General features: G+C 53.9%; 29 protein-coding genes. 9 read left to right on the top strand and 20 right to left on the bottom strand.

Annotated features, from left to right (window positions below; all coding sequences use genetic code 11):
* Position 1 precedes the first annotated feature (1 nt).
* The 5 genes from LH23_RS11035 (at position 2) to LH23_RS11015 (ending at position 4,225) form a co-directional block, all read left to right on the top strand.
* Complete coding sequence (locus LH23_RS11035; protein ID WP_039291096.1) at positions 2 to 1,171, top strand: beta-ketoacyl-[acyl-carrier-protein] synthase family protein; 1,170 nt, start codon at positions 2 to 4, stop codon at positions 1,169 to 1,171.
* Positions 1,168 to 1,644 carry a 3-hydroxy-fatty acyl-ACP dehydratase gene (locus LH23_RS11030; protein ID WP_039291094.1) on the top strand — a complete coding sequence of 159 codons (477 nt, stop codon included), beginning with the start codon at positions 1,168 to 1,170 and terminating at the stop codon, positions 1,642 to 1,644. The genes LH23_RS11035 and LH23_RS11030 overlap by 4 nt, the downstream gene beginning before the upstream one ends.
* On the top strand, positions 1,641 to 2,372 hold the full coding sequence (locus LH23_RS11025; protein WP_039291091.1) for a 3-ketoacyl-ACP reductase FabG2: 732 nt from the start codon (positions 1,641 to 1,643) through the stop codon (positions 2,370 to 2,372). Before LH23_RS11030 ends, LH23_RS11025 begins: the two co-directional genes overlap by 4 nt.
* Positions 2,369 to 3,598 (top strand): beta-ketoacyl-ACP synthase, encoded by a 1,230-nt coding sequence (locus LH23_RS11020; RefSeq protein WP_039291089.1) that lies wholly within the window; start codon positions 2,369 to 2,371, stop codon positions 3,596 to 3,598. Before LH23_RS11025 ends, LH23_RS11020 begins: the two co-directional genes overlap by 4 nt.
* 66 nt (positions 3,599 to 3,664) lie before the next feature.
* Positions 3,665 to 4,225 carry a hypothetical protein gene (locus LH23_RS11015; RefSeq protein ID WP_039291087.1) on the top strand — a complete coding sequence of 187 codons (561 nt, stop codon included), beginning with the start codon at positions 3,665 to 3,667 and terminating at the stop codon, positions 4,223 to 4,225.
* A gap of 3 nt (positions 4,226 to 4,228) precedes the next feature.
* Here LH23_RS11015 and LH23_RS11010 read toward each other — a convergent pair whose 3' ends face one another.
* The 11 genes from LH23_RS11010 to LH23_RS10960 form a co-directional block, all read right to left on the bottom strand.
* The gene (locus LH23_RS11010; RefSeq protein WP_231560181.1) at positions 4,229 to 4,999 is read right to left on the bottom strand and encodes a C40 family peptidase; all 771 of its coding nucleotides are present in this window, start codon (positions 4,997 to 4,999) and stop codon (positions 4,229 to 4,231) included.
* Positions 5,000 to 5,081: 82 nt separating this feature from the next.
* Positions 5,082 to 6,029, bottom strand: a complete 948-nt coding sequence (gene lafU, locus LH23_RS11005) for a putative lateral flagellar export/assembly protein LafU (RefSeq protein ID WP_039291083.1) — start codon at positions 6,027 to 6,029, stop codon at positions 5,082 to 5,084.
* Positions 6,029 to 6,892: a flagellar motor stator protein MotA gene (gene motA / locus LH23_RS11000; protein ID WP_039291081.1), complete on the bottom strand. Its 864-nt coding sequence runs from the start codon at positions 6,890 to 6,892 to the stop codon at positions 6,029 to 6,031. The genes lafU and motA overlap by 1 nt, the downstream gene beginning before the upstream one ends.
* A gap of 24 nt (positions 6,893 to 6,916) precedes the next feature.
* Positions 6,917 to 7,606, bottom strand: a complete 690-nt coding sequence (locus LH23_RS10995) for a FliA/WhiG family RNA polymerase sigma factor (RefSeq protein WP_039291080.1) — start codon at positions 7,604 to 7,606, stop codon at positions 6,917 to 6,919.
* A gap of 21 nt (positions 7,607 to 7,627) precedes the next feature.
* The gene (locus LH23_RS10990; RefSeq protein ID WP_231560180.1) at positions 7,628 to 8,008 is read right to left on the bottom strand and encodes a flagellar basal body-associated FliL family protein; all 381 of its coding nucleotides are present in this window, start codon (positions 8,006 to 8,008) and stop codon (positions 7,628 to 7,630) included.
* Between the two features lie 99 nt (positions 8,009 to 8,107).
* Positions 8,108 to 9,145 carry a flagellar hook-length control protein FliK gene (locus tag LH23_RS23075; RefSeq protein WP_052050193.1) on the bottom strand — a complete coding sequence of 346 codons (1,038 nt, stop codon included), beginning with the start codon at positions 9,143 to 9,145 and terminating at the stop codon, positions 8,108 to 8,110.
* Positions 9,142 to 9,447 (bottom strand): hypothetical protein, encoded by a 306-nt coding sequence (locus tag LH23_RS10980; RefSeq protein WP_039291076.1) that lies wholly within the window; start codon positions 9,445 to 9,447, stop codon positions 9,142 to 9,144. Before LH23_RS10980 ends, LH23_RS23075 begins: the two co-directional genes overlap by 4 nt.
* On the bottom strand, positions 9,440 to 9,835 hold the full coding sequence (gene fliS, locus LH23_RS10975) for a flagellar export chaperone FliS (protein WP_039291073.1): 396 nt from the start codon (positions 9,833 to 9,835) through the stop codon (positions 9,440 to 9,442). Before fliS ends, LH23_RS10980 begins: the two co-directional genes overlap by 8 nt.
* 13 nt (positions 9,836 to 9,848) lie before the next feature.
* A complete protein-coding gene (gene fliD / locus LH23_RS10970; protein WP_039291070.1) occupies positions 9,849 to 11,168 on the bottom strand; it encodes a flagellar filament capping protein FliD in 1,320 nt (439 codons plus the stop codon).
* A 211-nt stretch (positions 11,169 to 11,379) separates the two neighbouring features.
* On the bottom strand, positions 11,380 to 12,240 hold the full coding sequence (locus tag LH23_RS10965) for a flagellin (RefSeq protein ID WP_039291068.1): 861 nt from the start codon (positions 12,238 to 12,240) through the stop codon (positions 11,380 to 11,382).
* A 165-nt stretch (positions 12,241 to 12,405) separates the two neighbouring features.
* A complete protein-coding gene (locus LH23_RS10960; RefSeq protein WP_039291066.1) occupies positions 12,406 to 13,266 on the bottom strand; it encodes a flagellin in 861 nt (286 codons plus the stop codon).
* A 669-nt stretch (positions 13,267 to 13,935) separates the two neighbouring features.
* On the opposite strand from LH23_RS10960, the gene LH23_RS10955 reads away from it, so the two are divergent.
* The 4 genes from LH23_RS10955 to LH23_RS10940 all read left to right on the top strand — a co-directional run bounded on the left by LH23_RS10955 (position 13,936) and on the right by LH23_RS10940 (position 16,942).
* Positions 13,936 to 14,889, top strand: a complete 954-nt coding sequence (locus LH23_RS10955) for a winged helix-turn-helix domain-containing protein (protein ID WP_039291064.1) — start codon at positions 13,936 to 13,938, stop codon at positions 14,887 to 14,889.
* Complete coding sequence (locus LH23_RS10950; RefSeq protein ID WP_039291062.1) at positions 14,882 to 15,328, top strand: hypothetical protein; 447 nt, start codon at positions 14,882 to 14,884, stop codon at positions 15,326 to 15,328. Before LH23_RS10955 ends, LH23_RS10950 begins: the two co-directional genes overlap by 8 nt.
* A gap of 323 nt (positions 15,329 to 15,651) precedes the next feature.
* Positions 15,652 to 16,500 (top strand): YPO3983 family protein, encoded by an 849-nt coding sequence (locus LH23_RS10945; protein ID WP_039291060.1) that lies wholly within the window; start codon positions 15,652 to 15,654, stop codon positions 16,498 to 16,500.
* Entirely contained in the window at positions 16,484 to 16,942 is a 459-nt protein-coding gene (locus LH23_RS10940) for a DUF943 family protein (RefSeq protein ID WP_039291059.1), read from the top strand. Before LH23_RS10945 ends, LH23_RS10940 begins: the two co-directional genes overlap by 17 nt.
* A gap of 75 nt (positions 16,943 to 17,017) precedes the next feature.
* On the opposite strand, the gene LH23_RS10935 is transcribed toward LH23_RS10940, so the two are convergent.
* From LH23_RS10935 to flgE, 9 genes are read right to left on the bottom strand one after another with little or no spacing between them, the layout of a single operon-like run.
* Positions 17,018 to 18,025, bottom strand: a complete 1,008-nt coding sequence (locus LH23_RS10935; RefSeq protein ID WP_039291057.1) for a hypothetical protein — start codon at positions 18,023 to 18,025, stop codon at positions 17,018 to 17,020.
* 2 nt (positions 18,026 to 18,027) lie between these two features.
* Positions 18,028 to 18,945 (bottom strand): flagellar hook-associated protein FlgL, encoded by a 918-nt coding sequence (gene flgL, locus LH23_RS10930; RefSeq protein WP_071842712.1) that lies wholly within the window; start codon positions 18,943 to 18,945, stop codon positions 18,028 to 18,030.
* A 20-nt stretch (positions 18,946 to 18,965) separates the two neighbouring features.
* On the bottom strand, positions 18,966 to 20,336 hold the full coding sequence (gene flgK / locus LH23_RS10925) for a flagellar hook-associated protein FlgK (RefSeq protein ID WP_039291055.1): 1,371 nt from the start codon (positions 20,334 to 20,336) through the stop codon (positions 18,966 to 18,968).
* A gap of 3 nt (positions 20,337 to 20,339) precedes the next feature.
* Positions 20,340 to 20,729: a rod-binding protein gene (locus LH23_RS10920; RefSeq protein ID WP_039291053.1), complete on the bottom strand. Its 390-nt coding sequence runs from the start codon at positions 20,727 to 20,729 to the stop codon at positions 20,340 to 20,342.
* Between the two features lie 9 nt (positions 20,730 to 20,738).
* The gene (locus LH23_RS10915) at positions 20,739 to 21,830 is read right to left on the bottom strand and encodes a flagellar basal body P-ring protein FlgI (protein WP_039291052.1); all 1,092 of its coding nucleotides are present in this window, start codon (positions 21,828 to 21,830) and stop codon (positions 20,739 to 20,741) included.
* Positions 21,831 to 21,842: 12 nt separating this feature from the next.
* Positions 21,843 to 22,508 (bottom strand): flagellar basal body L-ring protein FlgH, encoded by a 666-nt coding sequence (gene flgH / locus LH23_RS10910; protein ID WP_039291049.1) that lies wholly within the window; start codon positions 22,506 to 22,508, stop codon positions 21,843 to 21,845.
* 27 nt (positions 22,509 to 22,535) lie between these two features.
* The gene (gene flgG, locus LH23_RS10905; protein ID WP_039291047.1) at positions 22,536 to 23,321 is read right to left on the bottom strand and encodes a flagellar basal-body rod protein FlgG; all 786 of its coding nucleotides are present in this window, start codon (positions 23,319 to 23,321) and stop codon (positions 22,536 to 22,538) included.
* Positions 23,322 to 23,339: 18 nt separating this feature from the next.
* Positions 23,340 to 24,071, bottom strand: a complete 732-nt coding sequence (locus tag LH23_RS10900; protein WP_039291045.1) for a flagellar basal body rod protein FlgF — start codon at positions 24,069 to 24,071, stop codon at positions 23,340 to 23,342.
* Positions 24,071 to 25,264, bottom strand: coding sequence for a flagellar hook protein FlgE (flgE, locus tag LH23_RS10895; protein WP_039291043.1), 1,194 nt, complete (start codon positions 25,262 to 25,264; stop codon positions 24,071 to 24,073). Before flgE ends, LH23_RS10900 begins: the two co-directional genes overlap by 1 nt.
* Between the last annotated feature and the right edge of the window lie 23 nt (positions 25,265 to 25,287).

Genomic DNA, 25,287 nt, shown 5'->3' with positions numbered 1-25,287 from the left:
GATGATTTATATTTCCGCCGTCGGCATGATTAACGCGCTGGGCAATGACCTCGATAACATCGCCGCTAATCTGGGCCAGAACTGTGCGCCAGGCATGCGGGCACGCAGCGGCTGGCTGCAGGGGCACGCAGAAGCCATTTTGGGTGGTGTTGATGGTGAGTTACCGGCTATTCCGGAAACTTTCGCCGCCCATCGCTCCCGCAACAACCAACTGCTGCTGGCCGCGCTGGCGCAAATTCAGCCGCAGGTCGATGAAGCAATAGAAAAGTTTGGTCACGACCGCGTGGCTGTCGTCCTCGGTACCAGCACATCCGGGCTCGATGAAGGTGATATTTACGTCGACCAGACGTTGAACGATAAAGAGAACCACAGCTGGCAGTACCCGCAGCAGGAGCTGGGCGATCCTTCCCGCTTCCTGAGCCACTGGCTGAAACTGGACGGCCCGGCATTTACGCTCTCCACCGCCTGCTCATCCAGCGCCAGGGCGATGATCAGCGGCCGCCGTTTGATTGAAGCCGGGCTTGCCGATGTTGCCATTGTTGGCGGCGCCGACACGTTAAGCCGCATGCCGATCAACGGCTTCCATAGCCTTGAATCGCTCTCTGCCGAGCTGTGTGAACCCTTTGCCAGGGATCGCCACGGCATCACGATTGGGGAAGGTGCGGCATTGATGCTGCTGACGAAAGAGCCGCAGCCCATCGCGCTGCTTGGGGTTGGCGAATCCAGCGACGCCCACCATATTTCGGCGCCACATCCCGAAGGTGAAGGGGCTATTCGCGCCATTCAGCAAGCCCTTGCCGATGCAGGAATGACGCCGGAAGAAGTCGGCTACGTCAATCTGCACGGCACCGCCACACAGCTAAACGACCAGGTTGAGTCCAAAGTCATGCACGCGCTGTTTGGCGAGGAGATTCCCTGTAGCTCTACCAAACACCTTACCGGGCATACTTTAGGTGCGGCAGGCATTACCGAAGCGGCCATTGCGATGCTGATTTTGCAGCGTGATTTACCCCTTCCTCCGCAGGATTTCAGCCGTTCTCCTCGCGATCCGGCCCTGCCGCCCTGCGGCATTATTGACTACGCCAGGCCGCTTGAGCGCCCGGTTATCCTCTCTAACTCTTTCGCCTTTGGCGGAAACAACGCCAGTATTCTGCTGGGGAGAATGCCATGAGCCACTATTTATCCCCCACGGAATACCTGCCTCATGACGCGCCGATGCTGCTGCTTGAAAAAGTTGTCAGCGTGACGGATGACGCCGCGGTCTGCGAAGTTACGGTGGCTGAATCCAGCGTCCTGGGGCCCTTTATTGACGCGCAGGGAAACCTGCCCGGCTGGTATGCGCTGGAGCTGATGGCGCAAACCGTCGGCGTCTGGTCCGGCTGGCATCGTAAACAGTGTGGGCAAGACAGCATCAGCCTGGGGATGGTGTTGGGCGCGCGGGAACTCATCTGCCAGGCAGGCTTCCTGCCTGCCAAGGCGAGGCTCGCCGTTACGGTCAAACTGCTCATGCAGGACGAGCGCTTCGGCAGCTTCGAATGCATTATCAGCGTGGGCGATGAGACGCTGGCCACTGGCCGGGTGAACACCTTCCAGCCCACCAAAGAAGAATTAACCACGCTTTTTCATCAGGGATCTACAGCATGAGTCGTTCTGTTCTGGTTACCGGTGCCAGCAAAGGCATTGGCCGCGCCATCGCCCGCCAGCTTGCCGCCGACGGGTTTGTTATCGGCGTTCACTACCATCGCGATGCCGAAGGCGCGCAACAAACCCTGGACGGCATCCTGGCCGCCGGGGGAGCCGGACGTTTGCTTTGTTTTGATGTGGGCAACCGCGAGCAGTGCCGCGAAGTGCTGGAGCAAGACATAGAGGCATATGGCCCGTGGTACGGCGTGGTGAATAACGCGGGTATTGCACGCGATGCAGCGTTCCCTGCACTTAGTGAAGAAGACTGGGACTCGGTTATTCACACCAATCTGGATAGCTTCTATAACGTTATCCAGCCGTGCATTATGCCGATGATTGCCGCGCGCAAAGGCGGACGAATCGTCACGCTATCTTCCGTGTCAGGCGTGATGGGCAACCGCGGCCAGGTCAACTACAGCGCGGCAAAAGCGGGCATTATCGGTGCCACCAAAGCGCTGGCTATTGAACTTGCTAAACGTAAAATTACCGTCAACTGCATCGCGCCGGGCCTCATCGATACCGGCATGATCGAAATGGAGGAAGCCGCGCTGAAAGAGGCGATGGCGATGATCCCCATGAAGCGCACTGGCCAGGCAGAGGAAGTCGCCGGGCTGGCCAGTTATTTACTGTCTGATATTGCGGGCTACGTGACCCGACAGGTTATTTCCATCAACGGAGGGATGCTATGACACGTCGTGTCGTGATTACGGGCATGGGCGGCGTTACCGCCTTTGGTGAAGACTGGCAGAGCGTCTCCGCCAGGCTGCTGGCATACGAAAATGCGGTACGTAAAATGCCGGAGTGGCAGATTTACGACGGGCTACATACGCTGCTCGGCGCCCCAATCGATGACTTTACGCTGCCGGAACATTATACCCGCAAGCGCATTCGCGCCATGGGGCGGGTTTCGCTGATGTCCACCCGCGCAACCGAGCTTGCGCTGGAACAAGCGGGGTTAATCGGTGAAGCCGTACTGACCAACGGTGAAACCGGTATCGCCTACGGGTCGTCAACGGGCAGCACCGGTCCGGTGAGCGAATTTGCCACCATGCTGACGGAAAAACACACCAATAATATTACCGGCACCACCTATGTGCAGATGATGCCGCATACCACCGCAGTGAATACCGGGTTGTTCTTTGGCCTACGTGGCCGGGTGATTCCGACCTCCAGCGCCTGTACCTCAGGCAGCCAGGCCATTGGCTATGCGTGGGAGGCGATTCGTCACGGCTACCAGACGGTCATGGTTGCCGGGGGTGCCGAAGAGCTCTGCCCTTCCGAGGCCGCGGTGTTCGATACCCTGTTTGCCACCAGCCAGCGCAACGACCAGCCCAAAACCACGCCGTCACCTTTCGACCAGCAGCGCGACGGCCTGGTGATCGGCGAAGGCGCGGGGACGCTGATTCTGGAAGAGCTAGAGCATGCGAAAGCGCGCGGCGCGACCATCTACGGCGAAATAGTCGGCTTTGCCACCAACTGTGACGCCGCACACATCACCCAGCCACAGCGTGAAACCATGCAGATCTGCATGGAGCAGTCGTTGAAAATGGCAGGGCTGAGCGCGCTGGATATGGGCTATATCTCAGCTCACGGCACGGCAACCGACCGCGGCGACATTGCGGAAAGCCAGGCCACGGCGGCAATTTATGGTGACAACGTCCCGGTATCTTCGCTGAAAAGTTACTTCGGCCACACGCTGGGTGCCTGTGGCGCACTTGAGGCCTGGATGAGCCTGCAGATGATGCGTGAAGGCTGGTTTGCCCCTACCCTAAACCTTAACAAACCGGACGAGCAGTGCGGCGCGCTGGACTACATCATGGGTGAAGCACGCAAAATTGACTGCGAGTTCCTGCAGAGCAATAACTTTGCCTTCGGGGGAATTAATACCTCTATCGTCATTAAGCGCTGGGCTTAATATTTTCCCCTCACCCCGGCCCTCTCCCCAAGCGGGAGAGGGAGAAAACAAAAGCTACAGGAAACATTGTTTATTCCCTCTCCCTTCCCGGAGAGGGAGAAAACAAAAGCTATAGGAAACATTGTTTATTCCCTCTCCCTTCCCGGAGAGGAAGAAAACAAAAGCTATGGGGAGCATTGTTTATTCTCTCTCCCTTCCCGCAGAGGAAGAAAACAAAAGCTATGGGGAACATTGTTTATTCCCTCTCCCTTCCCGGAGAGGAAGAAAACAAAAGCTATAGGAAACATTGTTTATTCTCTCTCCCTTCCCGCAGAGGAAGAAAACAAAAGCTATAGGAAACATTGTTTATTCCCTCTCCCTTCCCGCAGAGGGAGAAAACAAAAGCTATGGGGAACATTGTTTATTCCCTCTCCCTTCCCGGAGAGGAAGAAAACAAAAGCTATAGGAAACATTGTTTATTCCCTCTCCCTTCCCGCAGAGGAAGAAAACAAAAGCTATGGGGAACATTATTTATTCCCTCTCCCTTTCAGGGAGAGGGTTAGGGTGAGGGTAAAAATAAGAAGCAAGGCCCAGTTCCAGCTTAAATCGCCTTCGTTTTCTCTCCGACTGGCCAGCCCAGGCCCCTAAACCTTAGAGAATCGCCTCCTCGGTCAAAATACGCTTCGCGCCAAGATAATGATCCTGCCAGTAATTGTCCGTCAGTTGGCTGATCCGGATATTCAGCCCGGTCCTGGGCGCCTCGATAAACTGCCCTTCCCCTAAATAAACCCCGACGTGATCGGCGCGATCCTGACTTTTGATACTAAAAAACACCAGATCGCCGCGCTGAAGTTGTTGCTGGTTAATTCGCTTTAATCGCCTGTCCTGGAACATGCCGTTGGCGGTACGCGGGAGCTTTTGGCTAAGCAGCTTGTTATAGGCGTAATAAATCAGCCCGCTGCAGTCAAAGCCTTGCTCCGGCGTCTGCCCGCCCCAGACATAGGGCTTGCCCAACTGCTGCTTGAGCCGTGCTATTACTTTGTGGAGAGTCGCTTCAACGCGAGGGCTTACCATCTCAGCCATAAGCGCTTCGGTCGCCAACGGCCACAAGCCTTCTGACCCCCCGATCATCCCAGGACGCCAGCGAGTGTGCATAGCCAACTGCTCACGATTCAGGATCCGGGCGGCCAGTTTTTCAGCGGCCTGGCGCTTTTTCTGTTCAGGCGTGGGCGGGACGACGGCAAGGCGCTGCCTGGCGCTGGCAAGCAACCTTGCACGATTTTTCATCCGTTCACGGGCTTCTTTGCTCTGCAGCTGCGCGACCTGCGTGCGCTTGACGCCTGCTTTAGACTTTTTAGCAGGTAACGCACTGGCCTGTGACGAAAACAGGACGAATAGCAGCAGAAAAAAAAATCCCGCCATGCGCCGGGAGAGTTCGGACGCAGGCGGTAAAGTGGAGACAATTGAGGTGGAAATCAAAATCAGCAATTCAAATACCTAAAACTTATCGTGTCGGGGATGGCTGCTGCACGACGCTCTCGGCCAGCGGTTTAAGGACTTTTTCGCCGTGCTGACCAAAGAACTGATACAGCGACGCGCTCGCGGAATGGGTCAAAACCATAATTTCAATGCGGCGGTTAGCCGAACTGAGCGGATGTTCAGGATCGAGCAGCATCTGGTCAGCCATTCCGCTAACCTGAAGAATTTTCCCGTAATCCAGCCCGCCCTTCGTCAGCGCTTTACGTGCCTGCATGGCACGCTCACCGGACAGGTTCCAGTTGTTGTAAAGCTCTTGATCGCGAAAGCGTGTGGAATCGGTGTGCCCGGTAATAATGATTTTGTTATCGATGGAGTTCAGCGCCCTGGCAAACTCCGTCAGCAAGCGGTTAAAAAAGGGCGTCAGAATGGCGCTGCTGCGCTGGAACATCTCTCGTTTTTGGTCATCCTGCACCAGAATACGCAGCCCCTGCGGGACAATTTCGATTTGCAAATTAGACTGCGCATCATAGGCAGAAGTGATCTTCATGATCACTCGGGCCAAATCTTCGATTTCCTGCTCTGAGCGGCGATTCACCTCTTCCAGGCTTTCCCCCTGGTTTGCCGCGCTGGTCAACGCCTGCAGCGCAGCGACATCCTGCTGAACGTCAGATCCAGCATCATCCGATTTTGGTTTCCCGGCAAGGATAGTCACGCTGCCGCCGGAGCCGTTTGATTGGGTAATTGGCATCGCGGACATGCCCTCAAACAGCGAGTCGCTGTTGAGCAGAGAGACAATCTCTTTCCGCTCTTCTTCGGTAACTGCCCCCATGATCCACAGCACCATAAACAGCGCCATCATCGCGAGGGTGAAGTCGGCAAACGCCACCTTCCACGCGCCACCATGCACCGCGTCATGCCCTTTGCGTGAAGAGCGTTTAATGATGGTAGTGTGCCCCTTGGCCTTGCCTCGCATTACGCATCACCTGTCATCTGGTTTACCCAGCCGTCGAGCGTGGCAAAGGTCGGTTTAGAGTCCATCGGCAGCATTTTGCGCCCGGCATCAACCGCCAGAAGCGTAGGTTTACCGGCAACATGATTCACCAGCACGGTTCGCACACACTCCAGTACAGCCATCTGCTTCTTGGTGCGCTGCTCCATGGCGTTTGCCACCGGATCCATCAGGCAGTAACAGAAGAAGACCCCAAGGAAGGTGCCCACCAGCGCGGCCGCCACTTTCACGCCGATCACGGCAATGGAACCATCAATGGACTGCATGGTAATGATAATCCCGAGCACCGCGGCACAAATACCGAAACCCGGCATCGCCTCGGCGATACGCTGTAGCGAGCGGGATGGCAGTAAAAGATCTTCCTCCATCGCCACTAGTTCCTGCTCGAGGATCCCTTCCAGCTCGTGCTCGTTAATTTTTCCCATCGCCATCAGGCGGAAGTTATCCGAAATAAAGGTAATCAGCGCTTTGTCGCGCAGAATAAGCGGGTATTTTTGAAACAGCGGGCTGCTTTCCGGGACTTCAATGTGCTCGTCCAGTACCTTAAGACCGCCGTCCTGCACCAGCTCAAGCAGTTCAAACAGCAACATCAGCAGCTGACGCTGGTATTCATCGGTATGCTCGTTTTTACGCATCACGCCGCGAAACTGACGGTACATTTCGGCCAGCACAGGTTTGGGGTTAGCCAACACTAATGCGCCAAACCCTGCACCCAGGATGATGATAATTTCACCAGGCTGCCAGAACGAGGCCAGCCGCCCACCAGACATCAGAAAACCGCCGACAACACAGACGAAAATAATCACTAAACCTAATAATTTTTGCATGAGTTTCCACTTCTCAAAGAACCACTAAAAAAACTGCTCAATTTTTTGCGCTATTTTTTTATTCAACTGACAGATTCGTGCCTCCGTCAGCCCCAGCACCAGGGCTATTTCTTTCAGGCTCATTTCATGCTGGTAATAAAGCGTCAAAATCATTTGTTCACGTTCATCAAGGCTTGCCAGCGCGGTTTTCAGCGTGCGGCTCACCATCACTTCTTCTTCTAAATTTCTGCCATTCAAGGGCATTGAATGCGTTTCACTGCTGAGCAATTCATCCAGACTGTCCATCGACTTCGCACAGTCCAGCAGCAGATATTCCTGATACTCTTCGGCGGTGATATCCAGCCGCCCGGCAAGGTCAGAAAAATTAGGCGGACGGCCAAGTTCGCGGGCAACCTCGCGGATGGCATCGTTCAATTTATGAGTCTTTTGTCGTAGGCGACGTGGACGCCAGTCAAGCTGGCGTAGCTCATCCAGCACGGCTCCGCGAATACGGTGCACGGCATAAGCCCCAAACTGTTCATCAGGATGGCCGTAACGACGCAAAGACGTGAGTAGTCCCATCAGGGCAATTTGCTCCATATCGTCCCTGTCCATCACGCTGCTCGCCTGATAAGAAAGCTGCTTCACAACCCGATGGACCAGCGGTAAGTAAGCATTCACATAATGTGACTCTTCCGCAGGCGTCAGGGCATCGTCAGCAATAAAATCCATCATTTCCGGTACCGCCGTGGTGACTTACTGAAAGACCAGCTTGCTGATGATCACATCCTGAAACGGCATGGTGCTGTTGAGGGTCCTGAAACGTTCACGATAGACCTTCATCAGCTCTACTTTCAGCTCGGACACGCTCATAGCACGCACCGCATCGTATTGCATGCCGGAGAGCAGACTTACCGTGGCACCACGTACCGCCGGGGACATGTCATTAATCATCTGCACGCCACGTGGATCACTCGTCGCCAGGGCCAGCTCAAGCAGCAGATACCGCTCTTTACTGCTGTTGCTCTGTAGGGTGATAACGACATTCTTTATTTCGACAAACTCAACGCGCTGCTCATCCGAGGCACTAAACAGGGAGGTCAGCATGCCGCTTTCCCCCTCATTTCTGCTCAGCATGTGAGTACCCACTATTGTCAATACCGCCGCTAAAGCGGCCGCAATAAGGGCAATTAACAGCCCCAGAGAAAAAGTTTTTATTGTCATAATCTTCTGTGTTTAAACGGTCAGTAAAACGGAGGCATCTTCACGACGCATGCTCGCGTCCGTCTCAAGGCTCACGGCAGCCATAACCTTCTCGGGCTGCTTCTGCGGTGCCGATTGCTGCTGACCGTCGCGTTGTCCGTTCTGGGAGGAAACCTGGACGTTTACCTGCACAAAATTCTGCTCGGTCAGGCTCTGACGTAAGTCGTTACTGACCTGTTGAAGCGCGCGGTAAACCTCCCCCTGGTTTGCATTAATTGTGACCTGTACTCGGCCATTTTCGATCTGCACGGCAATGTCTATCTTGCCCATCTCCGGCGGGTCGAGGCGAATAGTGGCGTGCTGAATCTGGTCTTTAACCTGCACCTGTAAACGTTCACCAAGTGCGGACTGCAGCTGCTGAGCCCAACGGGAAGATTCAGGCTCCAGCCTGAGGGTTGCCGGGGACGATTTTGTTTCAGGCCCGACACTCTGAGGCTGAATCTCAGGCTGCACGGTTGAAATCCCCCGGTTTTCAGCAGCATTCAACACGGTTAAAGGTGTTGAAAATTCGCCCTTTTTTGCCACCATCTGTTGCACAGGCAGTAGCGCCCCGGCTTCAGCCAACGCTGGAGGGTGCCCCTGAGTTGGCAAGCTCACGTCGGGTAAGCTGGAGGGCGAAATCAGAGCTTCGCCGGCCGGAATCAGCCTGCCCGCGTCATTTCTCACGTCGGCGGCTGGGGCTGCCGGGGTGAAAGATGAGGTGTTGCTCGCCAACAGGCCGTCCAGAATTTGCTGAAGAAGCATCACTGGCGCTCCGGCATTTGCCTCTGCGCCTCCGTCTTCTTCTGGTGCCGGGCGAGTCGGGCCGACAGCGTCCAGCCCCGCGTCATCTTTTGGCACGGTTGGCATCACGCTCAGCATTGAAAGCGTAAAGGGGGGCTGGGCTGAGACCGCGAGCTGTAACCCAGGGTCAGCAGCCGTGATACTCTGCGGTGTGACAACATTCTGTAAGTCCGGCAAAGATCCTGACGTATTCGTCATCCCCAGGGGTGAAGAGGCCATCGTCATCATCGAATATCCCCTTCATCCATAAAGGCCGCATAGGCGGCAATGCCTTCCTGATTACGCCGCTGTAGCGCCATTTTTCGCTCCAGCTCTTCGCTTTTCAGACGGCACTTGTCATTCACTTTGCGGTGCATACGCCGCAGCGCCTCCAGAGCCACGCGCTTCTCATCACTAAGGGGATTGCGTTTCAGAGTGGTGAGCAGTGAGGCAATTTGCTTGTCCACTTCCTGCACCTGAGCCCAATTTTCGTTTTCTGCCGCCGCGTTCAGCGCGCGCGTCAAAAAATGAATGACCTGAACATCATTCATGCTGCTGACCCATTTTTTGCCATCCGTCCTGCAGGTTGCCGAGGATCTTTTCCACCTCATCAACGTACTCAACGGAGAGTTTGTGGCTCGCGTCATACAGTCGATACACGCAATAGTCATAGAGGTTGGCAAGGCTTAGCGCCAAATCGCCCCCTTTGTCATAATCCAGCGCGCTGGTGAGCGCGTTAAGAATATCGATACACTTATTAATGCTCTGAACCTTGCGCTCGTAACGGCGAGCAGCAATATGGCTTTTCGCACGAACCAACTCATCCATCAGGCCGTTAAACAACATCAGCACCAGCTGATGCGGGCTCGCCGCCGCGGCCTGAATGGCCAGATCGGATTGCTGATACTGGCCGAAGGCCTCCTGTTCATTTCCATACATAACTGACTCTCCCTTAGGCCAGGCCAAACATACTCATGGTGTTATTCATCTGCGTCATAATGGATTGCAGCTGGGTGAACTGTTTCAGGTAGCGGTTATACGATGTGTCGTAGCGTGTCTGAATTTTGTCGGTTTTGGTGTCTATCTCTGTCTGCTGGCGATCCAGCGTTTCCTGGCGCCCTTTCAGCAGTCCGTTAGAGGTGTTGAGATATTTATCCAGCGACTTATCCATGCTCTTAATCAGCCCGTCGTTGCCGTTGAACAGGTCGTTCAGGCCGTGAGGATCGTCCTGCAACGCCTTGTCGAGCTTGGTACTATCGATAGTTAACGAACCATCCCGGCTGGCGGTAATGCCGTATGCGGTCATGTTTTTGTCACCAAAGGTCTGGCGCAGCATGTTGTTCAAATCTCTTTCAAGCGAGGCAATACCAGCATCACCGGCAAACGCGCCGCGATCTTTCCCGTCGCTGCCGCTATTGGTGAGCTTACCCAGCTCGGTTTTCAGCGTATTAAACGCATCCACAAAGCTCTGTATCTGCTCCCTGGTTGCAGTGTTATCCACACCGATGCTGATGCGCAGCGGCTCATCGCCGGTTTTTTGCGCCTTTGTCAGCTCAATAGTTACGCCGTCGATAAGCTTATCGAGGGTGTTTGAACTGCTTTCATAGACCTTGTTACTTTCTCCGAGCCTGAATTTCGCATTTCGCGCTTCAGAGATCGTTTCTGATGCAGCGAATTTTTGCGCGCTGGCGCTATCCATTAAGCTGGTATCCAGCTCAACAACATTGTCTTCACCACTCTCATCGCTGCTCAACATCAGGCTGACTTTGCCGTCGGTTCGAATCAGCGACGCCGTCACACCCGGCGCATCTTTATCGTTGTTGCTATTGATCTTTTTGGTCAGGTCAGACATCGACTCCAGACCATCCATCTCAATGTCCATCGACTTGCCGTTAATGGTGATAGTCATCGTGCCGGCTGCATTTTTGATGGACTCGTCGGTCATATCATCGAATGCAATTTGGTGTGCAGAGGCCAGCTGCTCAACAAACAGATTGTACGAGCCCTTTTGCGCTCCGCTTCCTGCCGTCACGGTAGCCACACCTTCAATATTCGTCGTGGCCACGTTCTGCAGCATCCCGCTGTCGGTTTTATTCAATCCGGTTAATGCGCTTCGAAAGTCGCTCATTGCCGTGCGAAGCGCGGTCAATGCCGCTTTTTGAGCCGCCAGAGAGCTGGTCTGTTTTTTCAACGCCGTCTGCATAGCGGCAATGTCATACCCTGCAAGCTGCGTGGCGAGCGTTTGAGGATCCAGGCTGGTCAAATCAGACATTTTTATCTCCAGAAATACGGGTACGCAGGGCTAACCGAACGTAATACAGTCATTATTAGCAATTAGCGTGCCAATTTTTTAAATCAATAAAATCAATATATTAAATAAAGGCGGGAAGGTGATTTTCCCCCTCAGGGGAAGCTGGTACAGGGTCTTCAGATACAAAAACACCGCCCGAAAGCGGTGTGGTTTTGTGTCATCTGGCAAAGTCTTAGCCCAGCAGGGACATCACCATGCCGGACATGCTGTTGGACTGCTTCAGCATCGACATGCTGGTCTGTGCCAGCATCTGGTTACGCGTCATGGAAGAGGCTTCGCTCGCGAAATCCGCATCCTGAATGTTGCCCAGCGCCAGCTCGGTGTTGTCTTTCATGTTCGCCAGGTTCGCTGCGGTGTGGCCCAGACGGTTGATGTTGGCCCCCAGCCCTGAACGCATTTCACCCACCGCTTTCAGGCCATCTTCCAGCGAGGTCATCAAGGCCTGCGCGTTAGTCGCATCCGCAGCACCACTCAGGTTAGTGATAGCCGTCGTAATCCCCGTCATACCACTCGCTCCGGTGACACCGGTCAGCTGCGTGCTCAGGTTAACCGTCATGCCTTCCCCGGTGCTGGCCCCAATCTGGAAGTTCATGTCGGCACTCAGCTTACCGCTGGCACCGAACAGCTTGTCCCCACCGAAAGAGGTGTTGGTCATGATATTGCCCAGCTCTTTGTTCAGTTCACCCAGTTCGGCATTGATCGCCTTACGATCGTCTTCGCTGTTGGTGTCGTTCGCAGACTGCGTGGCGAGATCTTTCATGCGGTACATGATGTTGCTGACTTCATCGAATGCGCCTTCCGCCGTCTGCAGCATGGCGGTGGCGTCAGAGATGTTGCGCTGAGCCACAGCCATACCGTTGCTCTGGCCCTGAAGGCGTGAAGCGATCTGCATCCCTGCGGCATCGTCGGCAGCAGAGTTGATGCGTTTGCCGGTGCCCAGGCGCTCCATCGCGGTGGACAGCATGCTGTTGGACTTATTCAGCGCATTAAGGGAGGACATGGCAGAGCCGCTGGTGAAAATAGATAAAGACATAATGAATCTCCTTGATTCGGTAAGTGCTACATAAGCTTCGTTACTTAATCAAAGCGGCACGTAGATAAGAGAAATTAAACAGTGAAATAAAAAAATGTATTTTTCGCCGATAAACAAAAACACCGCCAAAAGGCGGTGTGGTTTTGTGTCTCATCTGGCAAAGTCTTAGCCCAGCAGGGACATCACCATGCCGGACATGCTGTTGGACTGCTTCAGCATCGACATGCTGGTCTGCGCCAGCATCTGGTTACGCGTCATGGAAGAGGCTTCGCTCGCGAAATCCGCATCCTGAATGTTGCCCAGCGCCAGCTCGGTGTTGTCTTTCATGTTCGCCAGGTTCGCTGCGGTGTGGCCCAGACGGTTGATGTTGGCCCCCAGCCCTGAACGCATTTCACCCACCGCTTTCAGGCCATCTTCCAGCGAGGTCATCAAGGCCTGCGCGTTAGTCGCATCCGCAGCACCACTCAGGGTAGCAATAGCCGTCGTAATCCCCGTCATACCACTCGCCCCGGTAACAGCGGTCAGCTCCGTGTTCAGGTTAACCGTCATGCCTTCCCCGGTGCTGGCCCCAATCTGGAAGTTCATGTCGTCAGTCAGCTTACCGCTGGCACCGAACAGCTTGTCCCCACCGAAAGAGGTGTTGGTCATGATGTTGCTCAGCTCTTTGTTCAGTTCACCCAGTTCGGCATTGATCGCCTTACGATCGTCTTCGCTGTTGGTGTCGTTCGCAGACTGCGTGGCCAGGTCTTTCATGCGATACATGATGTTGCTGACTTCATCGAATGCGCCTTCCGCCGTCTGCAGCATGGCGGTGGCGTCAGAGATGTTGCGCTGAGCCACGGCCATACCGTTGCTCTGGCCCTGAAGGCGTGAAGCGATCTGCATCCCTGCGGCATCGTCGGCAGCAGAGTTGATGCGTTTGCCGGTGCCCAGGCGCTCCATCGCGGTGGACAGCATGCTGTTGGACTTATTCAGCGCGTTAAGGGAGGACATGGCAGAGCCGCTGGTGAAAATAGATAAAGACATAATGAATCTCCTTGATGGACCTGATGTTCAGTCTCCTGACTGTCGTGCTGAGATAAAACGACACCTCATTCTTTAAAATTAAATCCGTTTTCTTTTTTTATTTACTAATACTGAAATCGCATCTCTTTTTAAAAATAATCATTCTCATTCAAGTTGAGCACAAAAAGAAAAAACAAAAAAGACATTTCAGGCGACACTTTTGAGACTAATCTTAAATAAAAAATAAATATAAAACGCCTTGCATCCTGTTTAAAAAAAAAGAGAATAAAGTTAATAACGCACGTTACTGAGAACATCATTTTTACATCAAAAATCTTTTTCACAACACCACTAACACATGCTTATAAATATTAACTTTCTATTATTCCGTTTAATAAAACATGCCAAAAACCGCCTTGAAACATGTTGCGAATCACATTTTTATAGCGTAAAAAAGAAGCACGGAAGATGACATTACTACCGACACCCCTTAAAACCACACTTTTCACCACCCACAGACAGATAAATCTGTACCCGGTATAGAGGCAGGTTGCATTTTCGTGCCCTCGGCAACGCGTCGCAGCTTAGTAATGAAGGCTAAATGGACTTAATGATGGCGAATGTATTCGTGGCGCTCACGCATAGCGCCGCGATATCCGTTAATTATTACAGGAATGGCTGCAACCAAAAATGAATAAACGCTACTGCGCTGTAAATAACTGGCTAATTGATGTTAGCTCTGGATCGATTCTCCATTTAACCAATGGAGAACGGAGGCGTCTTGGGGAATATCAGCTAAAACTGCTGGATACACTGACACAACATGCAGGGAAAATTCTCACCAGAGAAGAGCTGACCACGCTAGTCTGGGAGAATAGAGTCATTGGCAATAATAGTTTGCCAAACGCCATTCATGCGCTGCGTACGGCACTGGAAGATGATGGCAAACAGCAAAGGATAATAAAAACCATCCCTCGAAAAGGTTATTTGCTGGAAGCCGATTATTGCAGCATGATTGAAAAAGAAGAAGAGGAAGTCCTCGATAAGTCAGACGATGCGCTACTCAGCGAGGCGGTGCTCTTTGACGCTCCACAGCCCCAGGAAGCGGATGAAATAGCAGACCCCTTCTTTTCGCCGAAACAAACAAGCGGCGTGGCAGAGACGGGAAAACTCGCTCCAACAGTAACTCGCGTGCGTCGGTGGCAACGTTTTCCGGCCGTTGCCTTACTGGTCGTGGTGGCGCTGGTCATCACTACCTCTATTGCATGGCGCTATTTTGAGAATGCGCACCATCGCCTGCAGTACAAAGAACAGGAAAGCAACGTATACAGCAATATTCGTCTGTACGAGATTTACCCGCCAGATAACCTAAACCGCAATCAAGACCAGTTTTATAACAAGCTGAAAGGGACTCTCTATCAGATGAATCAGCTCCTTAAAGGGCAATCGGTCGTGATGAATGTTTACTATCAGAGTATCGATCAGACGCTTAACTATACTTTTTCACTGAAAAGCAGCTGTGACCGTAAGCAACTGGCCATGTCTATCTACCACTGGCGGATAGACATTAACCAGCTCAACAATCTGATCCTGAGAGAAACACGAAGGAAAATCGGCGAAATGGAGGGCTGCAACGTTGGCTAAATGGATCCTTTATACCTTAATTGCCCTCCTGTTGATTAGCCTGGTGGGTTTTTATAGCTGGCCGCAGAGTACTCTGCCTGTTGAACAACAGACCAAGGTGGATGTCCAGATGGGCTTTTACGATCTGATGTCGCGGCGAAAAGAGACTTATGACACCCACATGGTCATCGTCAATAAAACGATTTTGACGACCATCACCAGCCCGGACGATCCGCGTTTTATTTTGAAGGGCAAGTTCACCCAGACCAGCAGCCATGAACGCCGCCAATGGTTTTCCTGGTCTCCCATTTATTACAGCGCTGCCGACAAGCGATTAATGATCGACGGTATGGTGGATTTGATGATGAATATGGATATCTGGATGCAACCGCTACAACTCAATGGGCAACCGCTGGTAGTGGGCCAAAGTGGGATTATTTTCCTTTATCCGCCACGCTGACTGAGTCAGGAAAAGCACGATTGGCACGCCCCTTGTTCGGGGCATTTTTTTCGACGTATGCCAGACTCCCTTCTCTCATTCAGTACTTTTTAAAAATACATTCACCTCAAATAGAGAGGAATAAGACACCTATCTGAATGATATTAATGATCTATCCCTCCCCGGCTAAAAACGGCCTCACACTTTTTTAACAGGTCTGAAAACCTGTCTATCGTCTTAATTCCCTCAGTAGGAAGCCGATTTTAATTACGCTACCTACGACCGCAAATTATGATAAGCGGCGCTCACGATGAGCACGACAACAATACACAAGGAGCGTACTGATGCCCGCACTCCGCTTTCCCTGCACGATTTTCAAAACCCAGAAAAAGATGAATGACTACCAGGCCGACGATATGCGCTACGGCGACTTGTCCGACATCAAGCTAAAGGCACGGTTTAAGCTGGTGGATGTTTCTTCCAGGGCCGATCCTTACACGTTGACCAAAATTAGCCCTTTCAGTCAGCCGCATTCGAGATTCCATGGCTCCCGGGATGAGGGGGAGATGCTGACCACGTGGCAGTGTGCAGATATTCTTTTTGATGAGCTGCGGCACCGGGCCAGGCTGTTCGCGTTCGTTCCCCCTTACGACGTGCTGATCGGCCAGATGATTACCCATCTGCAAAAGGGCTGCGGCTTACCGTTTCGCCATGCCTTACTGGATAGCGCCTTGAAGGAGCATATTCTGAATGACCGGACGGAGAACAGTACTCGTTTACTTCTAAAAAATATTCTTAACAAAAAAATTGACTGGGATAATCAATATTATCCCGTCAGTGAATATAATGCGTTAAAGACAGAGATTATGCGTGGAAAATTACCAAAATTCGATCGATTTCAGGATAACTTTAATGGCCTCGGCATCACCGTGCATGACACATGGGCAACACATATCCACATTGATTCCCTCAAGATTGAGAACGATCGCTATCACGCCGTGGTTCGCTACACCGTGCAGGATCACTTTGGGCTGGATGGCGATGATATTTCAAAAGTGAAATTCAAATTTTTCCGGTTTTTCGGCATTTGGTTTATTCTCCAGCGCTACAGCCGGTTTAAATTCAAGCCCTTTATGACCAATATGGAAGCCAAAATTACTATCACCGGAGGGCGAAATGACAGTAATAAATAAAAAAATTGCCCTGATCTTTTTAGCTGCCTGTGCGTTATCCACCTGGGGCCTATGGATAACGCTTCGCCCGGTAGAGATTATAGCCGTGCATCAAGAAGCTAATTACAGTGATGTATTAGTTGAAAACTTTCCATTTACGGAACAGGGGAAAATAATTTGGTGGCAACAAAAAAAAGATATGTTAAAAGAAAAATATAGCATACCAAAACCATCCTCCTCTGGTGACTACACCGTTATATTCTGGTATTTCGGCGACGGCTACATGGCTGAGGGAAAATATGATCGGTTATGTTTTAAAGATATGCCACCCCCGTTAAATTGCATTGAAAAAAACAAAGCCTTCACGGTATCGACGGACAGACATAACAATGTGTTTTTCGGTGTTTACGATGGGAAATACCATATAAACGATAAAGGCCAGATGATAAAAACAAAATATTAATGCCTCACTCAATAAACCCGGTGGCAACTACCCGCCCTGCAGCGGGTAGCTAAAGCGTTTTTAGGCAGACAAAAATCACCCGAGTAAATTCTTCACCGTCGCGAGCTGCACGTTTGCCTGCGCCCCCAGAGCACGGTTAAGTGTGGTAAAACTGTCGCCGCTTTTTTCCAGCACGTTGCCTAACGCCCGCGCCGTGTCTTGCGCCTGCTGTGAGCTATACGGCGTGGCCATCTCATCAATACGAGACCGGACGCGATCCTGATGCGCTCGCAGCTTGCCACGCTGCTGCGTTATCTGCTCCAGCGCCTGCTGCAGCCCCATTTGCGCGTCGCGGCTGCTGTCCGGGCGGGCCGCCAGCTGCACCAGCGCTTCATGATGCGCTTTCTCAGGCTGAACCGAAAGCAAAGTAAACGCATCAGCGGGGAAATTATGCCCTTCCCCCCGCACGCTGAGCTGCTGGCTGACCTGCTCCCAGCGGGATTCATCCACGCTGAAATTCACCTGCCCGCTTCTGTCGAGGCTGGCGTGAATGCCCATGCGCCCCAGCCCAACGTTAAGACGGGTCAAAACGGTACGCGGCGATCCTTCTTCCGGCAGCGCAACAGCGGCCAGCTCTCGCTTCGCGCCCCCCAGCATAAAGACCAGCGTTTCCCCACCGGGAGAAGTCAGGATTTTCTCGCTGCCCGGTAAGCTGAAATTCACCTGCGACTGATTCTGCAACCTGATGTTGAATTGGCGATCGACCGTCCCGCCGGAAAGCTGCTCTCGACGCGACAGCAATCGCTCCAGGCCCACCGCCTGAGCCTGCCCTTTCCCCTGACTGGCTGCATGACGTAATTGCAAAAGCTGCGTTTCTGCGCTGGAAAGGAAGCTGTCTGCCTGCTGCACCGCCGTCAGTTGCTGGTTGAGCTGAACGTTATAACGCAGCGGGCGAGTGGAGAGTAACGCTGCCTCAGGGAACGGGCTGCGGGATGAAATAGTCTCTTCGACTTTACGCTGCTGGACGGACTGCGGCGCGCCAATATTGCCACGATTAAGCGCGGCAGTCTGGGAGGATGTTGTTGTGGCTAAACCAACCTGCATGGCTACATCACGCTAAATAAAGAGAGCTTACTGATCATGCTGTAAGCCTGGTTGGAAATCTGCACCGAATTCATATACAGCTGAAGATTCACCGTCGCCGTAGCGGGGTCGCTGTAGGAAAGATCGCGTACTACCTGGTCGTTTGCCGCGCTGACATCGGTATGCGCATCACTCAGTAAGGTTAAACGGTTCTGCCGCCCGCCTACATCGGTAAAGATCGCCGACACGTTATCCCGCGTGGCTTTGGCAGAGTCCAACATCCCGGTGACTTCACTTTTATAATCCGCGGCCGGAATGGCCGGATCCTGCATCTTCTGGGATAGCGCTTTCAGCTTATTCAGCATGTCCAGATCGTCGCTGCCGCTAGAAAATGCCCCAGCCACGTTAGTATTTTCTTTAATGTTGACACCGTTCGCGACGGTGGTTTCACGCGAACCATCATTGCCGGCAAACACAAACGTTTTAGAGGCTTGATCCCACTGCACCGGCTTAGTCCCGGTTTTAGTGCCGGCAAAAAGATAGCTGCCGTTTTCATTCTGCGCATTCATCGATGCCACCAGCGAATCAAGCATTGACTCAAGCTCTGCGCCATAACCCGCCATATCCTGCTGGCTGTTGGTGTCGTTGGCGGCGGCAAGCAGCTTGTCATTCAGCGCCAGAAGTTGATCGTTCATCGCCTGCAGATGAGATTCCTGGCTGGCCAGTGTCCCGCTGATGCTGGTGATGTTGCTCTGGTACTGCTGGATTGCCGACTGTTCGCGGTTAAGCTGCACGAGACGGCTGGCGGCCACCGGATCGTCCGACGGGACGTTGATTCGCTTCTGTGTGGCAAGCTGCTGCATCAGCTTGCCGATGCTCTCGCTGTTTTTGCCCAACTGGCTAAGCATCTGTGAAGAGTTATAAAGACTACTGATTCTCATAGTATTTTCTCCAGGCCTCGTTAGAACAGATTAAGCAGATCGCTGAAAATTTGGTCGCCGGTGGCGATAACTTTCAGGTTAGCCTGGTAGGACTGCATATAGATTTGCAGGTTGATCGCCTCTTCATCCTCATTGACCGCGCTCAGGTTGTCGCGCTGGGTCTGGGCCTGATTAGCCACGGCGATCGCTGCTTCCTGTTCAGTTTTGTTCTGGCGGCTGGCAATGCCGATGCGGGAAATGATCGCCGCTGCGCCCTCGTTGAGGCTCATGTTGCCAAGGCCGCCAATGTTCGTTTTGCTGTTTTTCAGTTCGATAAGCTGCTGCAGGTTATCGCCGTTACCGGGCTCACCTGCTACACCGGACAGTGCAATCTCATCAGGCTTGAGATCGGTGACCTGCAGCATGCCTGCGCTATTACTCGGGTCAAACACAAACAGCGGCTTGCCTGGGTTGCCGTTAAGATCGAACCCCTGTGCCAGCTGATTATTAAACAGGTCGGCCACCGCTTCTGCCATGCCCTGAATCGCGCTTTGCATCTCTTTCAGCGTGGTCGTTTCATAGTCATAAAGCGCACCAAGTTGGCCGCCGGCTGACGGATTGAGGTTAAACTCACTTGTGGAAAACTTCAGGCTAAGCGTGCTGTTACCATTGGCATCCACGCCCGCTTTCAATTCACCCGCCGTTTTACCACTGACCAGCGGCTGGCCGCCTTTCAGCGCCACGGTATAGCTCCCGCTTCCGTCTTCAGTGACCTTTACATCCGCCAGTTCGCTGAGTTTTTTCACCAGTTCGTCGCGCTGATCGCGAAGTACGCTGCTATTACCGCCAGTGGATTCCAGCTCGATGATTTTTTGGTTATAGCTGGCGATGCCAGAACTCAGTGAATTGATACTGTCTACCGCCGCATTACGCTGGGTAGACAGTGAGTTTTTCTGGCTGTTGATGAAATCATTCATGCTGTTAAAGCGCGTGGCCAGAGAGTTGGCCTGGTTTAACAGTTGCTGACGCAGCGCGGGGGATTCGGGCTGCGTGGTCATCGCGCTCAGGGCACCAAAAAACTCATCCAGTCCGTTGCCAAGGCTCGTTGAATCGGTGCCAATCACCTCTTCCAGCGCGCCAAGATACTGTTGCCCCGAGGTGAAATAGCTGGCTTTGGTATTCGTCTGCCAGACCTGATTGACCAGGTACTGACTGGAGATACGGCGAATGCTGTCCACCTGCACGCCGTTGCCGCCGGAAAGGCCAACCTGCCCCATCGGGCCAATAGCACTTTGCAGCATACCCTGACGGCTGTAGCCGGGCGTCAGCAGGTTGGCGATGTTCATCGAGGTGACGCTCATCCCCGTCTGGGCTGCCTGAAGGCCGCTGTAGGCAATATTAATTATGCTCATGTTTTATGACTCCTGACCGCGACGCATCACGGGGATGACCGGGGTCGCTAGTTCTGAGGGCTGTTGAGGTATAGCGGCACTTTTCGCCCCTTCCTTAACGTCGCCAGGTGCCAGTTGGGCAATAATCATCCCGGCAATGCCGGTGCTGCGCTGCGAAGCCAGCTCGGTGGCCAGGCGATCGTCGTAAAAGTCACGCATCATGCGCTGCTGTTTGCTGTTAAACGGGCCGTCCTCGGCGGCCATCGCATCCGAGGCTTTGCGCATCTGCTGCATCATTGAGCGCAGGAACATCGCCTCAAACTGTTCGGCCGCCTGCTCAACATTTTGTGGCTTCACCTGGCCGGTCATATCGCCAGGCAGCACGGTTTGCTGTCGGTTAATCGAATTGATCATTTGGGTTCCTTAAATCACCACCAGTTCGGCATCCAGCGCACCGGCTTCATGCAGTGCCTGCAGAATCGCCATCGTGTCATCCGGCGCGGCACCGAGGCTGTTAATGGTGCTCACAATGCTGCGCAGGCTGGTACCGGCAGGAATAGTGACCATCTGGCCACGCCCGCGATTGACGTTGACGTCACTGTCCGGCGTCACCGTTGTTCGCCCCTGACTGAATGCACCCGGCTGGCTAACATTGCTGCTTTCGCGAATGGTCACTGTCAGGTTGCCGTGAGAGACGGCGGCCGCGCGCACAACCACCCCGTCACCGATAACTACCGTGCCAGTACGCGCGTTAAACACCACTCGCGGCGGCTGTTTCCCGGCGTTGATCTGCACGTCTTCCAGCATCGACATAAAACGCACGCGCTCGCCCGGATTCATCGGCGCACGCACCGCAACATTAGTCGCACTTTGCGCAACGGCCGTGTTTGCGCCAAAGGTGCTGTTCAGCGCTACCGCCACGTTATTGGCAGTTTTAAAACTTGGGCGCTTGAGGTTAAGCATCACCTGGCTGTTGTCCTGAAAATCAGTTGGGATCTCGCGCTCGATAGAGCCGCCGTTGGGCACGCGTCCTACCGTTGGCGTGTTCACGGTGACGCTGGAGCCGCTGTTTCCCTCCGCCTTCACGCCGCCCACCACCACGTTGCCCTGCGCCAGCGCATAGACTTCGCCGTCGGCGCCCCGAAGCTGGGTGAGCAGCAGCGTGCCACCACGCAGGCTCTTTGCGTCGCCAATGGAAGAAACGGTCACATCAATCGACTGCCCGCGAGCGTAGCCCGGCGGCAGCGTGGCGCTGATCGCCACCGCAGCCACGTTTTTCACCTTTGGGTCAATTTTAGTTGGCAGCTGCACGCCAAACTGCCGCAGCATGTTGGTCACCGACTGGCTGGTAAACTTCACCTGGTTTTTATCGCCAGAGCCGTCAAGGCCGACCACCAGGCTATAGCCCACCAGCTGGTTACCGCGCACCCCCTGAATATCCACGATGTTACCCAGCGTTTCAGCCAGTGAGCAGGTACTCCACAGGAGCGAGAGGAAAAGCGCCACGTTACGCATCGTCGGCTCCGGTTAGATAGGGAATAGTGGGTGGTTGAAGATACGCGTCAGCCAGCCCGCTGCATTCGAGTCACTCAGCGCGCCGCGGCCTGCATACGAGATACGGGCATTAGCAATGCGCTGAGAAGAAACGGTGTTATCACGCTCTACGTCATCGGCACGGACCAGGCCCGTGACACGCATGTACTCATCCCCCTGGTTAAGGGTGAGCCACTTTTCACCGCGCACCGCCAGAATACCGTTGGGCAGTACTTTGAACACCGCGACGGTAATGGAACCGCGCAGGCTATTTTGCTGCTGGGAACTGGCATTGCCGTTGAAGTTGCGCTCACCGTCAACGGAACCGCTTAGCTTATCGACCGAGTGGCCGAATGCCTGCGGCACGCCAAGCGTGACGTCGTTTTTCTTGCCGAAGTTGGTTCGCGCCTGTTTACTGGCCTGGGTTGACTCATCGAGACGCACGGTCAGAATATCGCCCACGCGGTAGGCGCGGCGATCCTGGGTCAGCGACCAGTTGTAGCCGCCGTTATAGACGCCACCGCCCTGCACCGCCGTATCCGGCATGACAAAATCTTCCGGCGGCGCATAGGCCGCATCGTCTTTATGTACCAGCAAAGCCGGGCTTTCGCACCCGGCCAACATCAATGCCAGTAAACCGATAACACACTGCTTTTTCATGACTCTCTTCACTTCATTGACCCATCATTACATCGTCTGGGTGACAAACTTGAGCATATCGTCGGCGGCGGACACCATTTTGGCGTTCATTTCGTAGGCGCGCTGGACGGTAATCATGTCCACCATCTCCTCAACGACCTGCACGTTAGATCCTTCCAGCGAACCCTGCTCCAGCTGGCCAAATGCCTCTTCACCTGGGATCCCTTCCACCGCGTCACCACTGGCAGCGGTTTCGCGATAGAGATTGCCGCCCACGGCTTCCAGGCCGGCCGGATTGACAAAGTTCACCAGGGTAATCTGCCCCAGCTCAACCGGATCGGTTTCACCGCCTACAAGCGCCATCACCGTGCCGTCTTTCGCTATCTGGATCTCTTTGGTATTAGCCGGAAGCTCAATTTGCGGTACCAGCGGCAGGCCAGCGGCGTTGGTGATCACACCTTCCTGGTTGCGCTGGAGGTTACCCGCGCGGGTATAGGCGATTTCACCATCCGGCGTTTCCACCTGGAAAAACCCCTGGCCGGTAATTGCCACGTCCAGATCCTGCCCGGTGTTCTGGATGTTGCCGGTGGAGAACTCTTTCTGCGTGCCAACGATTTTCACGCCGGTGCCGAACTGGATGCCGGTTGGTGCGGTGTTGTTCTGATCGAGCTGGCCGCCGGGCGCACGCTGGTTTTGATAAAACAGATCCGAGAACATCACGCGGTCGCGCTTAAACCCGGAGGTATTGACGTTGGCGAGGTTGTTAGAAATCGCGCCCATTTTGGCGTCCTGCGCCGCAAGCCCGGTTTTACTTACCCATAAAGCTGGATTCATCGTTCGTTATCCTTGTTATCAACTACCGCGCAGCAGGCGATTACCGGCCGTGGCCAGATCTTCCGCCGCTTTCATCATCTTGATCTGCGCTTCGAACTGACGGTTCAGCGCAATGCTGGACACCATCTCGCTAATGGCCGAAACGTTGGCACTTTCCAGATGCCCGGAGGCCACCATCACTTCTTCGTTACGCGGATTGTTCAGCGCGTTTGTAACGAGGAATCCGGCGCTGTTTTTCTGCAGCTGCCCGGCCGGAATATCCACCAGCTTGAGGCGATCGATTTCTACCGGTACGGCAGGGCCGCCGTCGTCCGGCACAATGCTGATCACCCCGTCCTGGGCAATGGAAATTTGTGAGAAAGGCGGCAGCACGATGGGGCCGTTGTCCCCTTCCACCGGCAGGCCGTTAATCGTCAGGTCACCTTCCGGGCCAACGTCGATTTGCCCGTTGCGGGTATACACTTCACGATTGCCGCTGCCGAGGGCAATCAGGCCGCTCCCGCGCAGGGCAACGTCGAGGTCACGACCGGTCTGCTTCATCGCGCCCGGCGTCATATCAATGCCGCCGTTGGTCGGCTGCACCAGATAGCGCGAGTCATAGCCTGCGCCTTCAATCTGTTGTGCCTGAGCGCTTTCCAGATCGCTGCGGAATCCCTGGGTATTGACGTTAGCCAGGTTGTTCGCGTGGATCTGCTGCTGGGACAGGCTGCGGTTTGCACCGCTGACGGCGGTATAAATTAAGTGGTCCATTACAAGGCCTGGAACAGCGCGTTCATCATGCTGTCGTTGGTGCTGATGACTTTGGTATTCGCCTGGTAGTTACGCTGGGCGCTCATCAGGCCAACCAACTCAGAGGTCAGGTCAACGTTAGACGCTTCCAGCGCACCGGCTTTAATCGCGCCGAGCAGGCCACTACCTGGCGCACCGGTCAACGGTGTTCCTGATGCTGCGGTTTGCATCCAGGTGGTACCATCCTGCGCGGCCAGGCCGTTAGGATTGGCAAAGTTGGCTAAAATCAGCTGCCCCTGGAGCATGCGCTCGCCGTTAGAAAACGTGGCATACACCGAACCATCTTCATCAATCTGCTGCCCGGTTTTCTCACCGGACGCATAACCGCTGCCTTTGTTCTTACTCACCGAAAAATCAGATCCATACTGCGTGGTGCCGTTATAGTTCAGGTCGAGGGTGAGCGACTGGGCGCCGGGAATATCAATCGACATCTTCACGGCGCCATTAGGCGTGCTCAGAATGCCCTGCTCGCTAAAGGTCAGGGTTTTGCTCGCCGGGCTGGTCATCGGCTGGTCGTCCATGTAGTAGTAGACTTCCCAGGTATTTTCGTCGGTTTTGACAAAGTACTGGTTAATGGTGTGTTCGCGACCCAGAGAGTCATAGACCTGCGTCGCGTAGGTGTTGTTATAAGAGGTATTGTCTTTTGGGTCGAACTTGGCCGTCGCAGGCTTCTCCGCGCGAGCGTCCAGATTGGCCGTAAAATCGAGGCTGTCGGTGGCCTTCGCCGCAATAGAGCCGCTGCTGATGGTCAAATTGCCGACATTGCCTACCTGCAGCACACCGTTGGCGTCAACCGGGTAGCCCTGCAGGTTCATGCCGGCGTTGTTGATCAGGTTGCCGCTGCTGTCGGTGCCGAAATAGCCTGCACGGGTGTAAGCCGTTGTCCCTGCGCTGTCGCGCACCACAAAGAAACCGTTGCCGGAGATAGCCAGATCCAGGCCATTACCGGTGGCATTGATAGCCCCGCCACGGGTAATGCTCTGGGTGATACCGGTCACACCCACGCCCAGCGGCTGGCTCTGCGCATACAGGGCGGAAAACTCCGCACGACCAGATTTGAAGCCTACGGTGCCGGAGTTGGCGATATTGTTAGAAATCGCATTCAGCTGTTCGGTGATGGCGTTAAGGCCGGAGGTTGCAATGCTAAAGCTCATAGAATGTCTTCCTGATGATGTTT

This window comes from Cedecea neteri (assembly GCF_000758305.1).
GTDB classification, from domain to species: domain Bacteria; phylum Pseudomonadota; class Gammaproteobacteria; order Enterobacterales; family Enterobacteriaceae; genus Cedecea; species Cedecea neteri_C.
Note: the sequence above shows the minus strand (reverse complement) of the source record. Positions and strands in the feature narration are given on the sequence as shown.

Coding starts and splice junctions, on each gene's coding strand:
- flgG (WP_039291047.1), bottom strand. CDS start 23,321: ATGAATCCAGCTTTATGGGTAAGTAAAACCGGGCTTGCGGCGCAGGAC.
- flgH (WP_039291049.1), bottom strand. CDS start 22,508: ATGAAAAAGCAGTGTGTTATCGGTTTACTGGCATTGATGTTGGCCGGG.
- flgL (WP_071842712.1), bottom strand. CDS start 18,945: ATGAGAATCAGTAGTCTTTATAACTCTTCACAGATGCTTAGCCAGTTG.
- LH23_RS10945 (WP_039291060.1), top strand. CDS start 15,652: ATGCCCGCACTCCGCTTTCCCTGCACGATTTTCAAAACCCAGAAAAAG.
- LH23_RS10960 (WP_039291066.1), bottom strand. CDS start 13,266: ATGTCTTTATCTATTTTCACCAGCGGCTCTGCCATGTCCTCCCTTAAC.
- LH23_RS10995 (WP_039291080.1), bottom strand. CDS start 7,606: ATGATGGATTTTATTGCTGACGATGCCCTGACGCCTGCGGAAGAGTCA.
- LH23_RS10965 (WP_039291068.1), bottom strand. CDS start 12,240: ATGTCTTTATCTATTTTCACCAGCGGCTCTGCCATGTCCTCCCTTAAT.
- LH23_RS11010 (WP_231560181.1), bottom strand. CDS start 4,999: ATGGCGGGATTTTTTTTTCTGCTGCTATTCGTCCTGTTTTCGTCACAG.
- LH23_RS10920 (WP_039291053.1), bottom strand. CDS start 20,729: ATGATCAATTCGATTAACCGACAGCAAACCGTGCTGCCTGGCGATATG.
- flgK (WP_039291055.1), bottom strand. CDS start 20,336: ATGAGCATAATTAATATTGCCTACAGCGGCCTTCAGGCAGCCCAGACG.
- LH23_RS11030 (WP_039291094.1), top strand. CDS start 1,168: ATGAGCCACTATTTATCCCCCACGGAATACCTGCCTCATGACGCGCCG.
- flgE (WP_039291043.1), bottom strand. CDS start 25,264: ATGAGCTTTAGCATTGCAACCTCCGGCCTTAACGCCATCACCGAACAG.
- fliS (WP_039291073.1), bottom strand. CDS start 9,835: ATGTATGGAAATGAACAGGAGGCCTTCGGCCAGTATCAGCAATCCGAT.
- LH23_RS11020 (WP_039291089.1), top strand. CDS start 2,369: ATGACACGTCGTGTCGTGATTACGGGCATGGGCGGCGTTACCGCCTTT.
- LH23_RS11025 (WP_039291091.1), top strand. CDS start 1,641: ATGAGTCGTTCTGTTCTGGTTACCGGTGCCAGCAAAGGCATTGGCCGC.
- lafU (WP_039291083.1), bottom strand. CDS start 6,029: ATGCGAGGCAAGGCCAAGGGGCACACTACCATCATTAAACGCTCTTCA.
- LH23_RS23075 (WP_052050193.1), bottom strand. CDS start 9,145: ATGATGACGATGGCCTCTTCACCCCTGGGGATGACGAATACGTCAGGA.
- motA (WP_039291081.1), bottom strand. CDS start 6,892: ATGCAAAAATTATTAGGTTTAGTGATTATTTTCGTCTGTGTTGTCGGC.
- LH23_RS10915 (WP_039291052.1), bottom strand. CDS start 21,830: ATGCGTAACGTGGCGCTTTTCCTCTCGCTCCTGTGGAGTACCTGCTCA.
- LH23_RS10900 (WP_039291045.1), bottom strand. CDS start 24,071: ATGGACCACTTAATTTATACCGCCGTCAGCGGTGCAAACCGCAGCCTG.
- LH23_RS10990 (WP_231560180.1), bottom strand. CDS start 8,008: ATGCTGAGCAGAAATGAGGGGGAAAGCGGCATGCTGACCTCCCTGTTT.
- LH23_RS10935 (WP_039291057.1), bottom strand. CDS start 18,025: ATGCAGGTTGGTTTAGCCACAACAACATCCTCCCAGACTGCCGCGCTT.
- LH23_RS10940 (WP_039291059.1), top strand. CDS start 16,484: ATGACAGTAATAAATAAAAAAATTGCCCTGATCTTTTTAGCTGCCTGT.
- LH23_RS10955 (WP_039291064.1), top strand. CDS start 13,936: ATGAATAAACGCTACTGCGCTGTAAATAACTGGCTAATTGATGTTAGC.
- LH23_RS10980 (WP_039291076.1), bottom strand. CDS start 9,447: ATGAATGATGTTCAGGTCATTCATTTTTTGACGCGCGCGCTGAACGCG.
- fliD (WP_039291070.1), bottom strand. CDS start 11,168: ATGTCTGATTTGACCAGCCTGGATCCTCAAACGCTCGCCACGCAGCTT.
- LH23_RS11035 (WP_039291096.1), top strand. CDS start 2: ATGATTTATATTTCCGCCGTCGGCATGATTAACGCGCTGGGCAATGAC.